Genomic DNA, 18,747 nt, shown 5'->3' on the forward strand with positions numbered 1-18,747 from the left:
ATCGGAATCGGTGATCGGATGTGACCGGAACCAGCACGGCCTGAGCCCGGACGATTGCGCGCTCATTGAGCACTGCTTGAGCCGGACGGTGGACGCCCTGCGACGTTATGGGCAATCTCCCGCGCGTTTTGGGCTGATCCACGCCGATTTACGGCTGACCAACGTCATGCGGTACCGGGATGAAACGAGGGTGATTGACTTCGACGACTGTGGCTTCGGCTGGTATTTACACGATCTGGCGGCGGCAGTCAGCTTTGTCGAACACCCCCCCGCCGCGCCGGAATGGGTCGCGGGCTGGTTAGAAGGCCATCAGCGCCACTGCCCGCTCGGTGAGGAGGATAAGGCGGTGCTGCCGGCGCTGTTCATGCAGCGGCGTATTCAACTGTTGGCGTGGGTGGGCTCCCATGCCGAGACCGAGCAGGCACGCTCCCTGGGGCCGCAATGGGTTGGCGAAACGCTGCGTTTATGCCGCCGGTATCGGGATAACACTGGGCTACCGATAGGCGCCGGTTAAACAGGGAAGGGGCGCCCGCCGATATAATGCTCGCGGCGGCGGGGACAGCCCGTCTTACCTCAAAGGAATAGCGGCTTCGATTAGCAAGTAATAAAGAGACTAATGGTAATCCTACTAACCAATAAATGGAAATTAAATGAACTCCTGGTATTTTAATATCAAATCATTTTTTGTGTATAATGATTTACATTACTATTAAGTATTTGAATTTACTTATTGTGAAGTCAGGGTTTCATATTTTAATGGCTTGTGGAGAATGTTATTTAATTGTGCTGAAAGATGGATTTTCAGCGCAGTGGGCGTTATGTCCTGAATTATCCCGTCATGCTTAATTATCGCTAATGAATATGTCTGTTGAGACGACCTGCCTGGCTTCGGACCCACTACTAATCTGACTTTGCGTCATACAGGTGCAACTTATCGTGCTTAAAAAGTATATTATCAATGATATCATTGAATTTAACGCAGATGAATGTGTCCTCGTCTATATCAACACGGGCGATGCGATTCCGCTCACGCTGTCCGCCTCGCGTTTGCTGGAGTATTTCGTCAATTCCGGCGGCATCATTCTTACTCGCGAATCTCTACTGGAAAATGTGTGGAGCAAATACGGCCTCACCGCCTCCGGCAATAACCTGAATCAATATGTCAGCGTACTGCGGCGCACTCTGGCGGGGCTTGGCATCAATAACTTTATTGATACACTGCCCAAGGTGGGATTCAAATTGAATCCGGCGGTCACCATTACCCTGCCGCCGGGGGCGGAGATGGAGGGGGAGTCGCCGCCGACCGACATTGACGGGTTCCCTGCTCCCGTCGAACCTGCGCCGCCGCTCGCGGCCGGTCATCAGCGCGGGGCGAAGCGCAATCATCAACGCCATTTGGCCTTATTCGGCGGGCTGGCACTGATGATCATACTTGGCGGGCTGAGCTATTCCTTTTGGTCGACCTCGGGCGCGGTGGCCGCCCATACCCTCACGCTTCCCGCCTCGGGAAAATGCCAGATCACCTTTATGCGGGACTTACCTGAGGCGGCTCGCGCCCGCAGGTTACAAGAAATAAATGCCATTATTAAGGAAAATGACAGGGTTTGTGACAAAGAGAAGCGCGTCTATTTCGTCAGTGAGAAGGACAATGACCCCGTCAGTTTCGGCCGCACGCTGCTCTCGCTGTGCCATATCGGTGGTAAGCAGGAAAATATCAGCTGTGAGAATTTCTATTATTACAACCGGAAAACGTTATGAAGTATAAACGCGTTATTGTGATTGCATTGGCGGTCATTGTTGCCGCCGGCGCACTGTTGCACTTTCTGAGCGCTGGCGAAGACCTTTTTAACCCATTGCGGCAGATTGATTGTAAAGCGTTCTCGGTGAATAACCTCGATGATGGTAACCAGCGGTTTAGGTTCTCCCTTAATGTGCGTGCGCGGTTATTCGGTAAAGGGGAGGGCACTTTGTATTATGAAGGGTATGCCAATCATAACGGTAGTGACAGTTATTTCGCTCGCACGGTGTATCTAAGCCATGCGCAGCGGGTGGGGAAAGATACCTACCGTTATCAAATCGACAATGTGGTTAAATCGCCGCTAGACCAAACTCAGGAAGCGGTCTTCGATGAATTCTGGAGTGAGAATACCGCCGACAAAAATGTGCTTTTGTTGTCGGTGACACCGCTTGCGCCTAACACTTACCTTTTCGGCAGCGCCTTTTCTCCCCAGTTTACCTGCATCGCGCAATAAATAAACGCCGCCCCCGCTGGCATGACCGGCTGGGGACAGGCTACGCAGGCGTGAGCGACCCCCTGTCGGGTGAACAATGGTCGGCATGAGCGACTTACGATATGCCGGCAGGGCGTTTTCGGTCATAATGTCTCCTTTATAAGCCATTTCGGTAAGATGCGGACCGGCACGGTTACCCGTCATGATGAATGAACGGTGCGCGGCCCGATCACGGCGCTGTGCCGGCGAATTTCCTCTGTGCCGGCTCAACGACGGCGCACGGCAAAAAAGGAAGCCTATGATCTCAGTTACGATCTACCATAACCCCGCATGCGGCACTTCGCGCAAAACGCTGGCCTTGATCCGCGACAGCGGCATTGAACCGAGCGTGATCCACTATCTGGAGCAGCCGCCCTGCCGGGCACAGCTGAAAGAGATGCTCAACGCTATGGGACTGCGCGCCCGTGATCTATTGCGTAGCAAAGAAGCGCTTTACCGGCAATGGGGGCTGGAAGACGCGCAGCTTAGCGAGGAGGATCTTATAGAGGCGATGCTTAAGGCGCCCATCCTGATGAATCGGCCGATAGTGGTGACTCCCATCGGTACGCGGCTCTGTCGGCCTGCGGAAACGGTGCTGGAAATTTTACCTTTGCCGCGCTAACGGGCTTTATCCCCGCGCGCGCTTTGTTACACAGTTAACACGGCCAGGGGCGGGCGTTAACGCGCCTTTATGACACCCACCGGCCTTCCGGTGGTGTACTCATTGCAGCGCTGCAAACGGTCTGCCTATTGCCTTGATTAGGCTCATTGCCGCAATGGCCTGTTTAAACCGGCGCGGGTATTTACCGGCTTACCGTCGCATTGTAGATTAATCAAAAGACCGCTTTGTTGAATAAATCCGAAATTTGTGACGACTTCCTCCCTATCAGGGCGATTGTTACATGATGCGGACGCTGTTTGGCATTCCTAACAACGTGATCCGGTTAAGCGCTTTGACCATTGCCATAGCCTCACCTACCTGCGCGTCATAGTCATGCAGACTCAGATGACCACCCAGAAGTATTTTAAACCGGAACATGGCCGTTTCAGCCAGTGAACGCCGGTGATAACCTACTTTCTTTTTCCAGGTATCGTTATTGCCGCTCAGATGCTGATTTGCCACCGCATGGTTACGCTCATGGTATCGAGCTGGCCAATATTGCGCACCACTTCGCGGTGGGATAAGCGGCTTTATTTTTTTCCTCAGCAGAGCATCATGACAGTAACGCGTATCGTAAGCACTGTCAGCCGACGCTTCCCTGATTTTCCGGTGGGTTTGGTTAATCAGCCCGGGCAGCGCCTGCGCATCTGTCGTACCGCTTAGCGATAAATCGGCACAGATAATTTCATGTGTCGCGCTATCTACTGCCAGATGAAGCTTGCGCCATACTCTGCGCCTCTCAGCCCCATGCTGCCTGACTTTCCATTCGCCTTCGCCGAAGATTTTCAGGCCGGTGCCATCGATGAGCAGGTGTGAGATTTCGCCGCGGGTTGGCGTTTTTATGCTGATGTCGACGGTTTTTGCTCGCCGGCTGACCAGAGAGTAATCTGGGCAGCGCAGCGACAGCCCCATCAGTTTAAAAATCGAGTCAACGAAACCCTGTAACGCCCGGAGCGAAAGGTTAAACACGCGCTTTATCATCAGAACCGTGGTAATGGCCATATCGGTGTAGTGAAGCGGCCGGCCACGATGTTCAGGTGGTGTACTCTCAGTCCATGCAGCAATGGCTGACTCATCAAGCCATACTGTCAGGTCCCCCCCCGCTGCCTGAGCGCATTGTTATATGCGGGCCAGTTGGTGATTTTAAACTTTTGCTTTGCCATGGGGACCTGATGTTGAAACGAATGTAGTGATCAGAGCCGCCAGTCACCTAAAAGTTCGATTTATTCAACAAAGCCTCAAAAGACGACAAACATCGGCGTCTATTATTGCATTATCTCGGGAAGCGTCTTTTATCGTGCAGAGGGAAGCCTCTTTGCGTCTTTGTCTTGTGTCGCTGACGGAGGATATTAATTTATACTCGCGATCGAGCGTTAAATAAATGCGTACGACGATTTGTTCCACTCCTGAGATCGCTTTATTCTCAATGGTGCTGGGATGAAATAATTTTTTTATGACTGATGCCGCGGTCGAAATAACCGAAGACCTCTTCTAATAATTTTCAAAGGACGTCTATATTACCGCACTTAGTGCGCGTGCTTCATTGCATTCTGTCATTGAGGTATTCGCGTGAAAGAGATGATATTTTAAGCTGATTGTGGTGACTATTTGACCTGCATCGCATCAGAAAAAATAAGTTCACGTCAGGCGCAATGCCAAAAAAATGATTGCCAATAGGGAAGTTCGCCTAAACCCGCCCCGCGCCGTCACAGCCACGTAGCGCGGCGACATTTCTCTCCTGTATCGGCCGTGAGTAACATCTTTAGCGCCGGCGACAGGAATACTTTTCGGCAATAGCCTTAAGCCGCCGCGGGAAATAAACGAAAATGCAACTTTGGCAACGCTGACGTAACATTATACTGCGTTAATTAACGACATCATCCAGGCCGGCAAGCTTAATCGCCATAATGCCTGTTCCAGGATTACACATACGGTTACTTTTCATAGGTAAAACCCAACGCTATCTCGACGCTTTCTTAAGCGCCGATAACGCTTGCGGCGCTGATCCCGTCCGGAACGGCTACGGAGAAGTGAAATCGCCTTCATTTTGCTTAAAAAGTGATCAATATGGATTTGGTGGTGGTTTTATCTAATGATTGAGACGTTATTGGCATAGTTGACTGCAAAATAAGAAATCATAGAAATTTGATCTGTCATAACACGCCTTTCAGGACTAAATCACTTATTTTAGACTTTTATCAGACGTTTTTTAGCCGATTATCGGTAGAAAAACTACTTGACTAGAATGTGAAATCTGTTAGTTGGCAAGAAAAAAGGCTAAAAAGTTCATGAAGTATGATGTATATCACGTTTGGTAAATATTTCCACTTCACTGATTGTGTAACAGCCAGATTCAGCGGTAGAGTTAGCCAACTTTCGGATTAATCGTATTATTTGTTACTGAATCTCATGGATGAGTCCTGACGAGCCAGCATACTCGGCGTCAGCGGCTCTGCTTGTGTTGGCTCAAATTTCGCAGAGGGTAATAACAGCGTGTGCCGCGCTAGTACGCTGGCCACGTGATCACAATTTGGCCAATATCCTGTTCTAATAACCATAGCCTCCTAAACAAAGGAGATTATGATGACCCGACTACACCTGAACATAGTCATTAGGGATGTAAAATGAATACCAGTGAAGTGCTGAAGAATATCTACGGTATCAATCTGTCTTATTTATCACTAGCGCAACGTTTGATTCAAACAGATAAATCTTCCGCGATGTTTCGATTGGGTATTAGTGAACCCATGGCGGAAACATTGCAAAAATTAACCATGGCGCAAATGGTAAAACTGGCAGAAACGAATCAGCTACTTTGCGTGTTTCGTTTTGAAGATCCGAAAGCCATGACACAGCTTACACAGGATTCACGGGTGGAAGATCTCAATCAAATACACGCCAGTATTTTATTGTCTAGTCGATTAAATGAGCAATTAACCACGAAAGCTGGCTCAACGCCTAAAAGAAAGAGTTAAACATGGCCGAAAAAAGTATTGTCCAAGAGGTAAAAGAAATCCAGCTTGCAATGGAGTTGATTTCTCTTGGCGCACGGTTGCAAATGCTGGAAAGTGAAACGCAGCTTAGCCGGGGCCGGTTAATAAAATTGTATAAGGAAATTCGCGGCAACCCGCCCCCGAAGGGGATGTTGCTGTTTTCGACCGATTGGTTTATGACCTGGGAACACAATATTCATTCATCGATGGGCTTTGTTGAATAAATCGAACTTTTAGGTGACTGGCGGCTCTGATCACTACATTCGTTTCAACATCAGGTCCCCATGGCAAAGCAAAAGTTTAAAATCACCAACTGGCCCGCATACAACAATGCGCTCAGGCAGCGGGGGGACCTGACTGTATGGCTTGCGCTTTGTTGAATAAATCCGAAATTTGTGACGACTTCCTCCCTATCAGGGCGATTGTTACATGATGCGGACGCTGTTAGGAAGCCAAACACGTCCGCATCATGTAACAATCGCCCTGATACGGAGGAAGTCGTCACAAATTTCGGATTTATTCAACAAAGCGTCATCGATGTTTTATAACATTTATCAAGTGCTGCTTAACCACGGCCGTTGCTCATGGGTGGAAGCGGTGATCGGCGCTTATCGCCTCTATCTGGAGCAGTGCCCGGAGCAGGATGGCGATATTCCGTTACTGGCTCTGACCCGAGCCTGGACGCTGGTGAAATTCGTTGACAGCGGTATGCTGCAACTGACTCCTTGCGCCCATTGCCGCGGTCATTTCATCACGTATGTCCACCAACCAAGCCAGAGTTTTGTGTGCAGTCTCTGCCAGCCGCCGTCGCGCGCGGTAAAAAGACGTAAACTTTTGCCGGATGCTGCCGATAATAATATTATGTTGTCAGATGGGTAGAGAAGTGTCGCGATATGACGACCTGCCGCGGCAGGTTGATCCCGCCCTCACCGCAACGGTGAGGGACGAGTGACCCACCTGTGCCGATCGGGTCGCTTTTGCTTGCCTTCTCTTCGCTGAAGGAGCGCTATCGTGTTAGTCATACTGGGTTACATTGTTGTTATTGCGACCGTCTTGGGTGGCTTTCTGATGGCCGGCGGCCATCTTGGCGCGCTGATACAACCGGCCGAATTTCTGATTATCGGCGGCGCCGGTATCGGCTCCTTCATCGTCTGTAATAACGCGAAGGCCATTAGAGCCACGCTCCGGGCGCTACCGCTGTTATTCCGCAGCGCCAAATATACCAAGGCCCGTTACATGGACCTGATGACGTTACTGTTCCGGCTGATGGTGAAGTCGCGCCAGCAGGGTATGCTCAGCCTGGAACGTGACGTGGAGAATCCCGCCGAAAGCGACATATTCAAGCAGTATCCGCGCATTCTTAACGATCCCTCCCTGCTGGATTTCATCACCGATTATCTGCGGCTAATGATAAGCGGCAACATGAACGCGTTTGAAATCGAAGCGCTGATGGACGTGGAAATCGATACTTTTGAAGAGGAATGCGAGATTCCCGCCAACAGTATCAATTTGCTGGGCGACTCGTTGCCCGCGTTTGGTATTGTGGCGGCGGTGCTGGGCATGGTCCACGCCTTGGGAGCCGTTGATCGCCCGGTGGTGGAGCTGGGCGTACTGATAGCACAGGCGATGGTCGGCACCCTGCTCGGCATCCTGTTGTCCTATGCGTTTATTTCGCCGTTGGCCTCGCTGCTGCGTTTAAAGAAAACTGAAACCGTCAAAGTGCTTTAGTGCATCAAAATCACGCTGCTCTCCAATTTGCATGGTTATGCGCCGTAAATCTCCATCGAATTTGGTCGTAAATCGCTGTTTACCACCGAGTGACCCTCGTTCCTTGAGCTGGAGAATCATGTCAAACAAGCGCGGGGACTGAATAAAGCGGCGGCGCAGGATGGGGTGCAAGAAGCGGCGTAATGCAAAAGCCTATTATCATTGTTCGCAAGCGTAAACCCGCGCGTGCCTCGGGTGCGCATGCCGGCAGCTGGAAAATCGTTTTCGCTGATTTTATGACCAGCATGATGGCTTTTTTTCTGGTCATGTGGCTGCTGGCGATCGCGAGCCCGCAGGAGCTGACGCGGCTGGCCGAATACTTCCGCACGCCGCTGGAAGTGGCGCTTAACAAGGGCGAGCGCAGCAGCTCGGATTTTAGTCCGATACCGGGCGACGGGGAAGATCCCACCCGTCAGGAAGGGAATGTGCATAAGAGTCTTGTCCCGTCGGAGGCCGGCCAGGACGCGGTAAAACTGAAGCGGCTGCGGGACGTATTGGAACAATTGATCGCCAATGATCCCCGCCTGCAAAAGCTGCGTCCCCAGTTGCTTATCGATCTGGTGGAAGAAGGCTTGCGGATACAGATTATCGATAACCAGAATCGCCCGATGTTCAGCACCGGCAGCGCGGAAGTCGCTCCCTATATGAGCGTGATCCTGCGCACCATCGCGCCGGTGCTCAATGATATTCCTTACAAGATTTCTATTTCGGGCCATACCGACGCCACGCTTTATACCAACGGCGGTCACGGTTACAGTAATTGGGAATTATCGGTGGACAGAGCCAACGCGTCGCGGCGGGAATTAGTGCTGGGCGGCCTGGCCGAAAACAAGGTGCTGGGAGTGGTAGGGATGGCGTCCACAATTAATCTGGATAATCAGCATCCCGACGCGGCCATCAACCGTCGCATCAGCCTGCTGGTCTTGAATAAGCGGACCGAGCGGTCTTTGGCTCATGAAAACGGCCAAAATCAGGATGTGATTGCCGCTGGCGCCGACGTGCGCCAGCGGCCGGACCTGCTGCACGACGTTTCCGCCGCGGACGGTGCTGCGCCGACAAAATGAATTTTCCCGTCGCAGAGGTGAAGCCGTGAGCATGGATCTGAGCGCTTTTTATCAGACTTTTTTTGATGAAGCCGATGAGCTGTTGGCCGACATGGAGCAGCATTTGCTGCAGCTGGATCCGCAAGTGCCGGACAGCGAGCAACTGAACGCCATTTTCCGGGCGGCGTATTCCATCAAGGGCGGGGCGGGAACCTTCGGTTTCAGCGCATTGCAGGAGACCACGCACTTGCTGGAAAACCTGCTTGATGAGGTGAGCCGCGGTGAGATGTCCCTGAATACCGACAGCGTCGATCTGTTTTTAAAGACCAAGGATATTATGCAGGATCAATTGGACGCCTACAAAATGGCCCAGCAACTCGATGAAGAGAGCTACCGGTATATTTGCGAAGCGCTTCGTGAACTGGCGCTGACGGCGAAAGGCGGCGATGGTGTCGCGTCGGCGGGCGCCTGTCGTGCCAAGGCGGCCGCGGACGAACCGGTGCATGAGATCGTCTTGACTGGCCTGACCCAGCAGGAAATCGCCTTGATGCGCGAGGAACTGGCGAATTTGGGGGACGTCCTCGCCGACAGCGAGAGCGAAAACGGCCTCAGCGTTCGCCTGCAAAGTACCCTTGGCGAGGAGGATATCGTCGCCGTACTGTGTTTCGTGCTGGAGCCGGAACAAATCCGATTTGCCCACGCTGGCGCGCCAATACAAACCGGACAGTGCGCCGACGAGCAGAACGTGGATGACCGGCCGGCGCCGGCCTGCACCCCCGGCGATGCCGCGGCGTCTCCTGCACCCGCCGACGTCAGCACCGCCGGGCAAGCCAGCGTCGGAGAGGCGGACAGCGCGCAGGATCTTGCCGGCGCGCAAGCCGCCATGGCCGCCGATATCGGCGCCGTCGCCGATGTCGCCACCGACGCACAGGATGTGGCGCCCGCGGGCCGGCAGTCGTCGACCTCCGTCCCCGCTGCTGCGCCAAAAATGGCGGTGAAGAGCACCGACGGCAGCATTCGCGTGGCGGTGGAGAAAGTGGACCAGCTAATAAACCTGGTAGGTGAACTGGTCATCACCCAATCCATGCTCGCGCAGCGTTCCAGCGAACTGGATCCCGCCCACTACAGTGAACTGCTTAACAGCATGGGGCAGCTCGAGCGCAACGCGCGCGATCTGCAAGAGTCGGTGATGTCGATTCGCATGATGCCGATGGAATACGTCTTCAGCCGTTTCCCGCGTCTGGTGCGCGATCTGGCCGCCAAACTCGGTAAAGAGGTGCGCCTGGAGATGCAGGGCAGCTCCACCGAACTGGATAAAAGCCTGATTGAGCGCATTATCGATCCCCTGACCCATCTGGTGCGCAACAGCCTCGATCACGTTCTGGAATTCCCCGCCGCCCGTCTGGCGGCCGGTAAATCTGCCGTCGGCACCTTGGTGCTGGCCGCCGAACATCAGGGGGGCAATATTTGTATCGAAGTGCGTGATGACGGCGCCGGCCTGAACCGGGCAAAGATCCTGGCCAAGGCTAGCGCCCAAGGCATGGCGGTTAGTGAACATCTCAGCGATGAGGACGTCGGCAGGCTGATTTTTGCCCCGGGCTTCTCCACCGCGGAAGCGGTAACCGATGTTTCCGGGCGCGGCGTGGGCATGGATGTGGTGAAGCGCAACATCCAGGCGATGGGCGGCCATGTGGATATTCTGTTTGAGGCGGGCAAAGGTACCACCGTCCGTATTCTGCTACCGCTGACGCTGGCCATCCTTGACGGAATGTCGGTACGGATCAGCGATGAAGCGTTTATTTTGCCGCTGAATACCGTCATGGAATCTCTCCAGCCCCAGGCGCAGGATCTCTATCGCATGGGCGGTGATGAACTGGTGCTACAGGTGCGCGGGGAATACCTGCCGCTGGTTGCGCTGCATCATGTTTTCAATGTTCCCGGCGCCAAAACCGATCCCACCGAGGGGATTGCGGTTATCTTACAAAGCGCGGGATGCCGGTATGCGCTGCTGGTGGACCAGTTGGTCGGCCAGCATCAGATTGTGGTGAAAAATCTGGAAAGCAATTACCGCAAGGTGGCGGGAATTTCGGCCGTGACCATCATGGGGGATGGCAGCGGGGCGCTGATTGTAGACGTTTCCGCTCTACAGCCTTTGAACCGTGACAAATGCCAGGCCAGCGCCGCTTAATCTGATTTTCACTCATGTCTATTAAAAGGGTAAACCATGGCAGGACTTGCAAATATGACGACATTAGCCGGCGAAAGCGCGGGCGAAGAATTTCTGGTGTTTACCCTGGGAAGCGAAGAGTACGGCATCGATATTTTCAAGGTCCAGGAAATCCGGGGTTACGACCAGGTGACGCGCATCACCAATACGCCGGCCTTTATCAAAGGGGTCACTAATCTTCGCGGCGTTATTGTACCCATTGTCGATCTACGGATTAAATTTGCGCAAAACGACGTCTGTTACAACGACAATACGGTGGTGATTGTGCTGAACCTCCAGCAGCGGGTGGTGGGCATTGTGGTGGATGGCGTCTCCGATGTCCTGTCCCTGAGCGCCGATCAAATTCGGCCGGCGCCGCAATTTGCGGTCACGCTGGCTACGGAATATTTGACCGGTCTGGGGTCGCTGGAAGACCGCATGCTGATCCTGGTGGATATTGAACGGCTACTCAGCAGCGAAGAGATGGCGCTGGTGGATAGCGTCGCCTAAAGGCACAGGATGGACAACCTAAGGCGGGAGCGGGGCTTCCCCTTTTTTTATGCCGCCGGGCATAAAGTTTGGCGGGCCGATGTCGATAAAACAACATTAGGTGAATCAGGAATAAATAAAATGTTAAACAGAATGAGAGTGGTTAACGTTATTTTAATCGCCCTGGTGTGCTATGGCTTGATTCAAATAATTAGCGGCGGATTATTCTATTCGGTCCAGACGCAAGACAGACATCATTTTAACGTTTATCAAAACCTGCATAACCAGCAGGCACAGCTTAGCGCCAGCTGGGTAGCGATCCTCCAGGCGCGCGACGGCTTCAATCAGGCGCGTATTTCGGTGCTTAACGGCGCCAGCCCGGAAGATCTGCGCCGGCAAACCACGGCCGCGCTGGAGGCGCTGGGGAATGCACAGAAAACCTTTAGCCGCTTCGCCGCGATGGTGCAGTCTGATAAGACGACACCCGACAATTTCGCTACCCTGCAAAGCGCCTTCACCCGCCTCCATGAGCAGCTAAAGCAGGCCGCCATATCGCTTCGAGACAGCAGCGACGATACCGTCGACGGCGCCTATCGCCAGTACCTGAACGGCAATGACCGCCAATTCTCGCAGGCGGTGGTGCAAACCTGCCACATTATTTACCGCTCGGTGGCCATCATGCTCGGGATTTTCCTGTGCGTGGTAGCGGTTGGCGTGGTGTTATGGCTCGCCATCAGCCGGGTGCTGATGACGCCGCTGCATCGCATTATCGAACATATTCAGCGTATTGCCGCGGGCGATTTGACGGAGCGTCTTGCCATCGACAGCCACAATGAGATGGGAACGCTGGCGCACAATGTGCGTCAGATGCAGCAGAGCCTCATCGATACCGTACGGGCGGTGCGCGGCAGCGCCGACGGCATTTATAGCGGCACCGGCGATATCGTCGCCGGCAACAACGATTTGTCCGCGCGCACCGAACAGCAGGCGTCGGTGCTGGAAGAAACGGCCGCCAGCATGGAGCAGTTGACCGCCACCGTGAAGCAAAACGCCGATAACGCGCGGCAGGCGAAACAGTTGGCGATGAATGCCTCGGACACCGCACGGCACGGCGGTAAAGTGGTGGATAACGTCGTCCACACCATGCAGGACATTGCCGGCAGTTCGCAGAAAATCGCCGATATTACCGGCGTGATTGACGGCATCGCTTTCCAGACCAATATCCTGGCGCTGAACGCGGCGGTGGAGGCGGCCCGCGCCGGCGAGCAGGGCCGCGGCTTTGCGGTGGTGGCCGGCGAGGTGCGTAATCTGGCCCAGCGCAGCGCGCAGGCCGCCAAGGAGATCAAAACCCTCATCGACGATTCTGTCAGCCGGGTGGAAGAGGGCTCGGTTCTGGTGGAAAGCGCCGGCGAAACCATGCAGGAAATCGTTACGGCGGTGACCCGCGTTACCGACATTATGGGTGAGATCTCCTCCGCGTCCGATGAACAGAGCCGCGGTATCGATCAAGTTGGCCAGGCGGTCATCGATATTGACCGCGCCACATCGCAAAATGCCGCCATGGTGCAGCAATCCGCCGCCGCGGCGGTGAATTTGCAGCAGCAGGCTGAACGGCTTACCCATGCGGTGTCGGTGTTCCATCTGGAAACAGCCGCCGCCCTGTCGGCGGACAACTGGGAAAGTTTTTAAGCGTATTGATTTATCTTTTTGTAGCTACGGCAAGGGGTTTTCGATGTTATCGCGTATTAAAATTTCCACCAGTCTGGTGGTGTTGGTGGTGCTGTTTGGCCTGATGCAGGTGGTGGTAGCGGCGGTTTCCTACTACAACCTGCGCAGCGGTACCGAGCTTAATCAGAGCGTGCAACTGGTCAATCAGCAGCGCAACAACCTGAACCAGACCTGGTCCAGTCTGTTGCAAACCCGCAACACCCTGAACCGGGCGGCAACGGGTTATGTTTACCACAGCCCGCTGACGATGATTACGCCGCTGATGGACAGCGCCAAACAAACGCTCGCCGAGGCGGAAAAGCAATTCAAGACTTACAGCACCATGCCGGCCGGCGACAGTCGCGAACAGCTCCTGCATGAGCGGACCGTCCAGGCATTTAACGGTTTGACCGAAAACCTGCAAGGATTAATTGATTTTCTCGATAACGGCAACGTCGATGCCTTTATCGACAGCCCGACCCAGGGATCGCAGGATGCGTTTGAAAACGAGCTGAAGGCCAACTTGTCGTCGCTCGATGCCCGCATTGACGTAGCGGGTAAAGAAATCGTCGATATCAATGTGTACTCCGGCTGGCTTAATGGCGTCTTTGTTTGTGTCGCGCTGGGGCTGGCGGTGCTGGCCCTGTTCTGGCTGAAACGCATGTTGCTGCAGCCGCTGACCGAGATGCGCGATCACTTTGACGCTATCGCCCGCGGCAAGCAATTTGAGCCGGCATATCCAGGTCCACGGCAGTAATGAAATCAGCCAGCTGTTTCGTCAGTTGCAAATGATGCGCGATGAACTGGCGGGTACGGTTACGGCGGTACGCAACGGCACTGATGCGATGTTAAGCGGCGTGTCGGAAATTATCGCCAGCAACAATGACCTGTCCTCGCGCACCAAGCAGCAGGAGGCGTCGCTGGAGGAAACCGCCACCAGTATGGAACAACTCACCTCCACCGTGAAACAGAACGCCGGCAATGCCCATCAGGCGAGCGATCTGGCCAGGGCGGCCTCTTCGGCGGCCAACAAGGGTAATGCCATCACCGGCGATGTGGTGAAACATATGGCCGAAATCAACGCCAGTTCGCTAAAGATAGGCGATATCATCGGCGTGATTGACGGTATCGCTTTCCAGACCAACATCCTGGCGCTGAACGCGGCGGTGGAAGCGGCGCGCGCCGGCGAACAGGGACGGGGGTTTGCGGTGGTGGCCGGCGAGGTGCGCAATCTGGCGCAGCGCAGCGCCCAGGCGGCAAAGCAAATCAAAGGCTTGATCGATGAATCGGTCAGCCGGGTACAGTAGGGATCGTGCATGGTGACCGCCACCGGCGATACCATGAACGAAATTGTGCGCTCGGTTACCCGCGTGTCGGACATTATGGGCGAGATCGCCTCCGCCTTCGACGAGCAAAGCCGCGGCATCGACCAAGTGGCGACCGCCGTCATCCAGATGGATACCGTTACCCAGCAAAACGCCGCGCTGGTGCAGCAAACCGCTGCCGCGTCGGAAGCGTTGGGCGCGCAGGCGGAAGCGCTGATGCAGAATGTACAGGTCTTTACATTGCAATCCGATGCGACCGTGGCGCAAGGGGAGTCCGCGCACGCCGGCGGCAGCCCGCAGCCTCTGCAAACGCTGGCCGTCTGACCGGACAACGCCCGCCCGCGCGTAAAGTGAGACCTGTTTATGCCCAACCAAAGACGTGCTTTTTCCCGCAACGTATTTTCGGCGGAGCGCGTGACGTTATCGGATGCGCAGTTTCAACGCATCAGTCAATTAATTTATCAACGGGCCGGCATTGTGCTGGCCAGCCATAAGCGTGACATGGTGTTCAACCGCCTGGTCAGGCGCCTGCGGGCGCTGGGGTTGCCGGACTTTGCCAGCTATCTGGTCCGTCTGGATGCCGACGCTCGCAGCGGCGAATGGCAGGAATTTATCAATGCGCTCACCACCAATCTGACGCAGTTTTTCCGTGAGGCCCATCACTTTCCGGTGCTGGCCCGCCATGCCCGCGATCGCCCGGCGGGCTACAGCGTCTGGAGCGCCGCGGCCTCGACGGGGGAGGAGCCCTATTCCATCGCCATGACCCTGCAAGAGACGCTGGGGGCGGGTAATCAGGCGCAGATCCTCGGCAGCGACATCAATTCCCGGGTGCTGGAGACGGCGCGCAACGGCATCTACCGCGAAGAAGATCTGCGCGGGTTGAGCCTACCGCAACGCCAGCGTTTTTTCCTGCGCGGCACCGGCCCCCAGCAGGGGATGGCGCGGGTACGTTTTATTGCGCTGAATTTGCTGGCGCCCGAGTGGGAGCTTCCCGGGCCGTTTGATGCCATTTTTTGCCGTAATGTCATGATTTACTTCGATAAGTAGACTCAAGGGCAAATATTGCGTCGCTTCGTGCCTTTGCTCAAGCCCGGTGGACTGCTGTTTGCCGGCCATTCGGAAAATTTCAGCCAGATCAGCCGCGATTTTACCCTGCGCGGTCAGTCGGTCTATGTTTTGGCGAGGGAGACAGCATGAACAAAATTCGAGTCATGTGCGTGGACGATTCTGCCATGATGCGGCAGCTCATGACCGAAATAGTCAATAGCTTTGCCGATATGGAAATGGTGGCCACCGCGCCGGACCCGCTGATTGCCCGGGATTTGATTAAGCGGTTGAATCCGGCCGTGTTGACGTTGGATGTGGAAATGCCGCGCATGGACGGCCTGGATTTCCTGGAAAAACTGATGCGTCTGAGGCCGATGCCGGTGGTGATGGTGTCCTCGCTCACCGGACGGGGCTCGGAAATCACGCTGCGCGCCCTGGAGCTAGGCGCGGTGGATTTCGTGACGAAACCGCAGCTGGGACTGCGCGACGGCATGCTGCAATATCGGGAGATTATCGGCGAGAAGATTCGTACCGCGGCCCGCGTTCGGCTGCCGCCGCAGCGACCGAAAACGTCGGCGCCGGTGGTCCAGGAGGGGCCGCTGCTCAGCAGCGAAAAGCTGTTCGCCATCGGCGCGTCCACCGGCGGCACCGAGGCCATCCGCCACGTGCTGGAGCCGTTGCTGGTGACCAGTCCGGCGCTGTTGATTACTCAGCATATGCCCGCCGGCTTCACCTGTTCTTTCGCCAACCGGCTTAACAAGCATTGCCAAATCGCGGTGAAAGAGGCGGAGGAAGGGGAACGGGTGCTGCCGGGACACGCCTATATCGCCCCGGGCGCCCGCCATATGGAACTGGCGCGCAGCGGCGCCAATTATCTGATCCGGCTGCACGATGGTTCGCCGGTCAACCGCCACCGTCCCTCGGTGGACGTGCTGTTCCATTCCGTACCGAAATTCGCCGGCCGCAACGCCGTCGGTGTCATTCTGACCGGGATGGGCAACGATGGCGCGGCGGGTTTGCTGGCGATGCGCCAGGCGGGCGCCTGGACGAGGCGAGCTGCGTGGTCTACGGCATACCGCGCGAGGCGGTAGCGCTGGGCGCCTGCAATGAAGTGGTGCCGCTGGGGCAGATGAGCCAGCGGATGCTGGCGCAAATCAGTACCGCTCAGGCGTTACGAATCTAGAGCCCGGCCAGGGTACAGACGTTGTAAGGAGGAGTCATGGCAGATAAAGAACTCAGGTTTCTGGTGGTGGACGATTTCTCCACCATGCGGCGCATTGTGCGCAACCTTCTGAAGGAATTGGGATTTAATAATGTTGAAGAGGCCGAGGACGGCGCCGATGCGCTGGTCAAGCTAAAAGCGGTGCCGTTTGATTTCGTGATTTCCGACTGGAATATGCCCAACATGGATGGATTGTCTTTGCTACAGGCCATCCGCGCCGACGGCGCTATGGCGGCGATGCCGGTGTTAATGGTCACCGCGGAAGCCAAAAAGGAAAATATCGTCGCGGCGGCGCAGGCGGGCGCCAGCGGCTATGTGGTGAAGCCGTTTACCGCGGCAACCCTTGAAGAAAAACTGAGCAAAATCTTCGATAAGCTGGGCATGTAACCAGGAGCGACCATGACGATCCCAATGGATGTCTCAGACGCTAACGGCACGGATATCATCGCCCGTATCGGTCAGTTGACTCGCATGCTGCGCACCAGTCTGCGCGAGCTGGGCCTGGAGCAGGCGATCGCGCAGGCGGCTGAACGGGCGCTGAACTGCGTGGAGGCGGCGCAGCCGCGCCAAACCACGCTTGAGCAGGGCGCGCGCGCTGGGATGCGCGGTTCGCCGAGCCGATGTCGCTAGAGCACGCCCGCGAGCTGGTGGATGAAACGCGCCAGTATCTGGCCGGCGTACCGGCGCATACCGCCTTTACCCACGCTCAGCTGCTGGAAATTATGATGGCGCAGGATTTCCAGGATCTGACCGGTCAGGTGATAAAACGCATGATGGATGTGGTGCAGGAAATTGAAAAACAGCTGCTGATGGTACTGCTGGAAAACATGCCCGAGAAACCGGCCCAGCCGCGGGGTAGCGAGCGGCTGCTTAACGGATCGCAGATGGATCATAGCGCCGCCGGCGTCCTGCGGTGCTGGGCTATCCGCTGAATAGCCCGTGGTTTAGCCCTATATTCATGTCATAAAAAAGGCGCCTTTTTTGGCATTCTTACGCCCATTATTCCTACCGGCGTTGTGCTAACGGAATCCTGGATGGCGGAAGAAAGTGATTTAGAAAAAAGCGAGGCGCCCACACAGCACCGGCAGGAGAAAGCCCGTGAAGAGGGACAGATTCCCCGATCGCGCGAGTTGACCTCGATGTTGATGCTGTTGGTGGGCTGCGCCATACTCTGGCTGGACGGCGCATACCTTGCCCGTCAGCTGGCGGCGATGCTCGCCCAGGGCCTGCATTTTGACCACGGCCTAATTGGCAACGATCGTCAGAGTCTGAGCACTGCGGCGCCGTTGCTCAGCCAGACCGTTCTGGCGCTGGTGCCGTTGTTCGCCGGTTTAATCCTGGTGGCCCTCGGTGCGCCGATGTTGCTGGGCGGGATCACCTTCAATCCGTCGTTAATCAAATTTGATATCAAAAAACTCAATCCGCTCAGTGGACTGAAGCGGATGTTCTCCTCGCAGGTTTTGGCGGAGCTGTTCAAAGCGATATTAAAGGCGGTGGTATTCGGCTGCGTCACCGGCGGCTTTTTATGGCTCAACTGGCCGCATATGTTTCACTTGGTCATGGAGCCCTGCCGTACCGGCGCTGGGCGATGCCATGTGGATCATCACCGCCTGTATGCTGTTTATCATCGTCGGGCTTAGCCCGATCGTCGGTTTCGACGTGTTTTGGCAATTCTGGAGCCATCTGAAAAAATTGCGCATGAGCCGCCAGGACATCCGTGATGAATTTAAAAATCAGGAAGGCGACCCCCAGGTGAAAAGCCGGATCCGCCAGCAGCAGCGGGCCATGGCCCGGCGCCGTATGATGGCCGATGTACCCAAGGCGGATGTGGTGATAACCAACCCCACCCATTTTGCGGTGGCGCTGCGCTATGAGGACGGTAAACGCAGCGCGCCGGAAGTGCTGGCCTGGGTTTACCAGCTACGACGCTGGCAGCGCCAAGGGGGCGGGATGCCGAAAAAATCCGTCGATTTACCAGTGCCTGTCGCGCTGGATTTTGATCCTGAGAAAGAGTGAT

10 protein-coding genes and 9 pseudogenes are annotated in these 18,747 nt (G+C 55.4%); 18 read left to right on the forward strand and 1 reads right to left on the reverse strand.

The features are described 5' to 3' along the window. Positions 1–10 precede the first annotated feature (10 nt). From SOPEG_RS20290 to arsC, 4 genes are all read left to right on the forward strand, one after another. A complete protein-coding gene (locus SOPEG_RS20290) occupies positions 11–514 on the forward strand; it encodes a phosphotransferase enzyme family protein (protein WP_417903459.1) in 504 nt (167 codons plus the stop codon). Positions 515–924: 410 nt separating this feature from the next. Beyond that, positions 925–1,758 carry a winged helix-turn-helix domain-containing protein gene (locus SOPEG_RS20295; protein WP_051419950.1) on the forward strand — a complete coding sequence of 278 codons (834 nt, stop codon included), beginning with the start codon at positions 925–927 and terminating at the stop codon, positions 1,756–1,758. Next, entirely contained in the window at positions 1,755–2,252 is a 498-nt protein-coding gene (locus SOPEG_RS23515) for a FidL-like protein (protein WP_025246704.1), read from the forward strand. The genes SOPEG_RS20295 and SOPEG_RS23515 overlap by 4 nt, the downstream gene beginning before the upstream one ends. Before the next feature lie 277 nt (positions 2,253–2,529). Next, a complete protein-coding gene (arsC, locus tag SOPEG_RS20305) occupies positions 2,530–2,892 on the forward strand; it encodes an arsenate reductase (glutaredoxin) (RefSeq protein WP_025246705.1) in 363 nt (120 codons plus the stop codon). A 276-nt stretch (positions 2,893–3,168) separates the two neighbouring features. Here the strand turns inward: arsC and SOPEG_RS20310 are convergent. After that, positions 3,169–4,094, reverse strand: a pseudogene (locus SOPEG_RS20310) (IS5-like element ISSoEn1 family transposase). Positions 4,095–5,555: 1,461 nt separating this feature from the next. On the opposite strand from SOPEG_RS20310, the gene flhD reads away from it, so the two are divergent. From flhD to SOPEG_RS20380, 14 genes and pseudogenes are all read left to right on the forward strand, one after another. Then, positions 5,556–5,906: a flagellar transcriptional regulator FlhD gene (flhD, locus tag SOPEG_RS20315; RefSeq protein WP_025246706.1), complete on the forward strand. Its 351-nt coding sequence runs from the start codon at positions 5,556–5,558 to the stop codon at positions 5,904–5,906. 2 nt (positions 5,907–5,908) lie between these two features. Then, positions 5,909–6,133: pseudogene (locus SOPEG_RS20320) on the forward strand (FlhC family transcriptional regulator); the annotation flags it as partial. 313 nt (positions 6,134–6,446) lie between these two features. Beyond that, positions 6,447–6,803, forward strand: a pseudogene (locus tag SOPEG_RS20325) (FlhC family transcriptional regulator); the annotation flags it as partial. 132 nt (positions 6,804–6,935) lie between these two features. Further along, positions 6,936–7,835, forward strand: a pseudogene (gene motA / locus SOPEG_RS20330) (flagellar motor stator protein MotA). Further along, positions 7,835–8,755 carry a flagellar motor protein MotB gene (motB, locus tag SOPEG_RS20335; RefSeq protein ID WP_025246708.1) on the forward strand — a complete coding sequence of 307 codons (921 nt, stop codon included), beginning with the start codon at positions 7,835–7,837 and terminating at the stop codon, positions 8,753–8,755. Before motA ends, motB begins: the two are co-directional and overlap by 1 nt. Before the next feature lie 31 nt (positions 8,756–8,786). Next, complete coding sequence (gene cheA / locus SOPEG_RS20340; protein WP_025246709.1) at positions 8,787–10,922, forward strand: chemotaxis protein CheA; 2,136 nt, start codon at positions 8,787–8,789, stop codon at positions 10,920–10,922. A 36-nt stretch (positions 10,923–10,958) separates the two neighbouring features. Beyond that, entirely contained in the window at positions 10,959–11,450 is a 492-nt protein-coding gene (gene cheW / locus SOPEG_RS20345) for a chemotaxis protein CheW (RefSeq protein WP_025246710.1), read from the forward strand. 120 nt (positions 11,451–11,570) lie between these two features. Beyond that, positions 11,571–13,118, forward strand: a complete 1,548-nt coding sequence (locus tag SOPEG_RS20350; protein WP_025246711.1) for a methyl-accepting chemotaxis protein — start codon at positions 11,571–11,573, stop codon at positions 13,116–13,118. Between the two features lie 43 nt (positions 13,119–13,161). Further along, positions 13,162–14,785: pseudogene (locus SOPEG_RS31050) on the forward strand (methyl-accepting chemotaxis protein). A 39-nt stretch (positions 14,786–14,824) separates the two neighbouring features. Beyond that, positions 14,825–15,658, forward strand: a pseudogene (gene cheR, locus SOPEG_RS20360) (protein-glutamate O-methyltransferase CheR). Beyond that, positions 15,655–16,691: pseudogene (locus SOPEG_RS20365) on the forward strand (protein-glutamate methylesterase/protein-glutamine glutaminase). The pseudogenes cheR and SOPEG_RS20365 overlap by 4 nt, the downstream one beginning before the upstream one ends. 36 nt (positions 16,692–16,727) lie before the next feature. Further along, on the forward strand, positions 16,728–17,117 hold the full coding sequence (gene cheY / locus SOPEG_RS20370) for a chemotaxis response regulator CheY (protein WP_025246713.1): 390 nt from the start codon (positions 16,728–16,730) through the stop codon (positions 17,115–17,117). 12 nt (positions 17,118–17,129) lie between these two features. After that, positions 17,130–17,662 (forward strand): annotated as a pseudogene (locus tag SOPEG_RS20375) (protein phosphatase CheZ). Between the two features lie 102 nt (positions 17,663–17,764). Next, positions 17,765–18,746, forward strand: a pseudogene (locus tag SOPEG_RS20380) (EscU/YscU/HrcU family type III secretion system export apparatus switch protein). Position 18,747: the final 1 nt, after the last annotated feature.

Origin of the sequence: Candidatus Sodalis pierantonius str. SOPE, assembly GCF_000517405.1 — a bacterium.
Classification (GTDB): Bacteria; Pseudomonadota; Gammaproteobacteria; order Enterobacterales; family Enterobacteriaceae; genus Sodalis_C; species Sodalis_C pierantonii.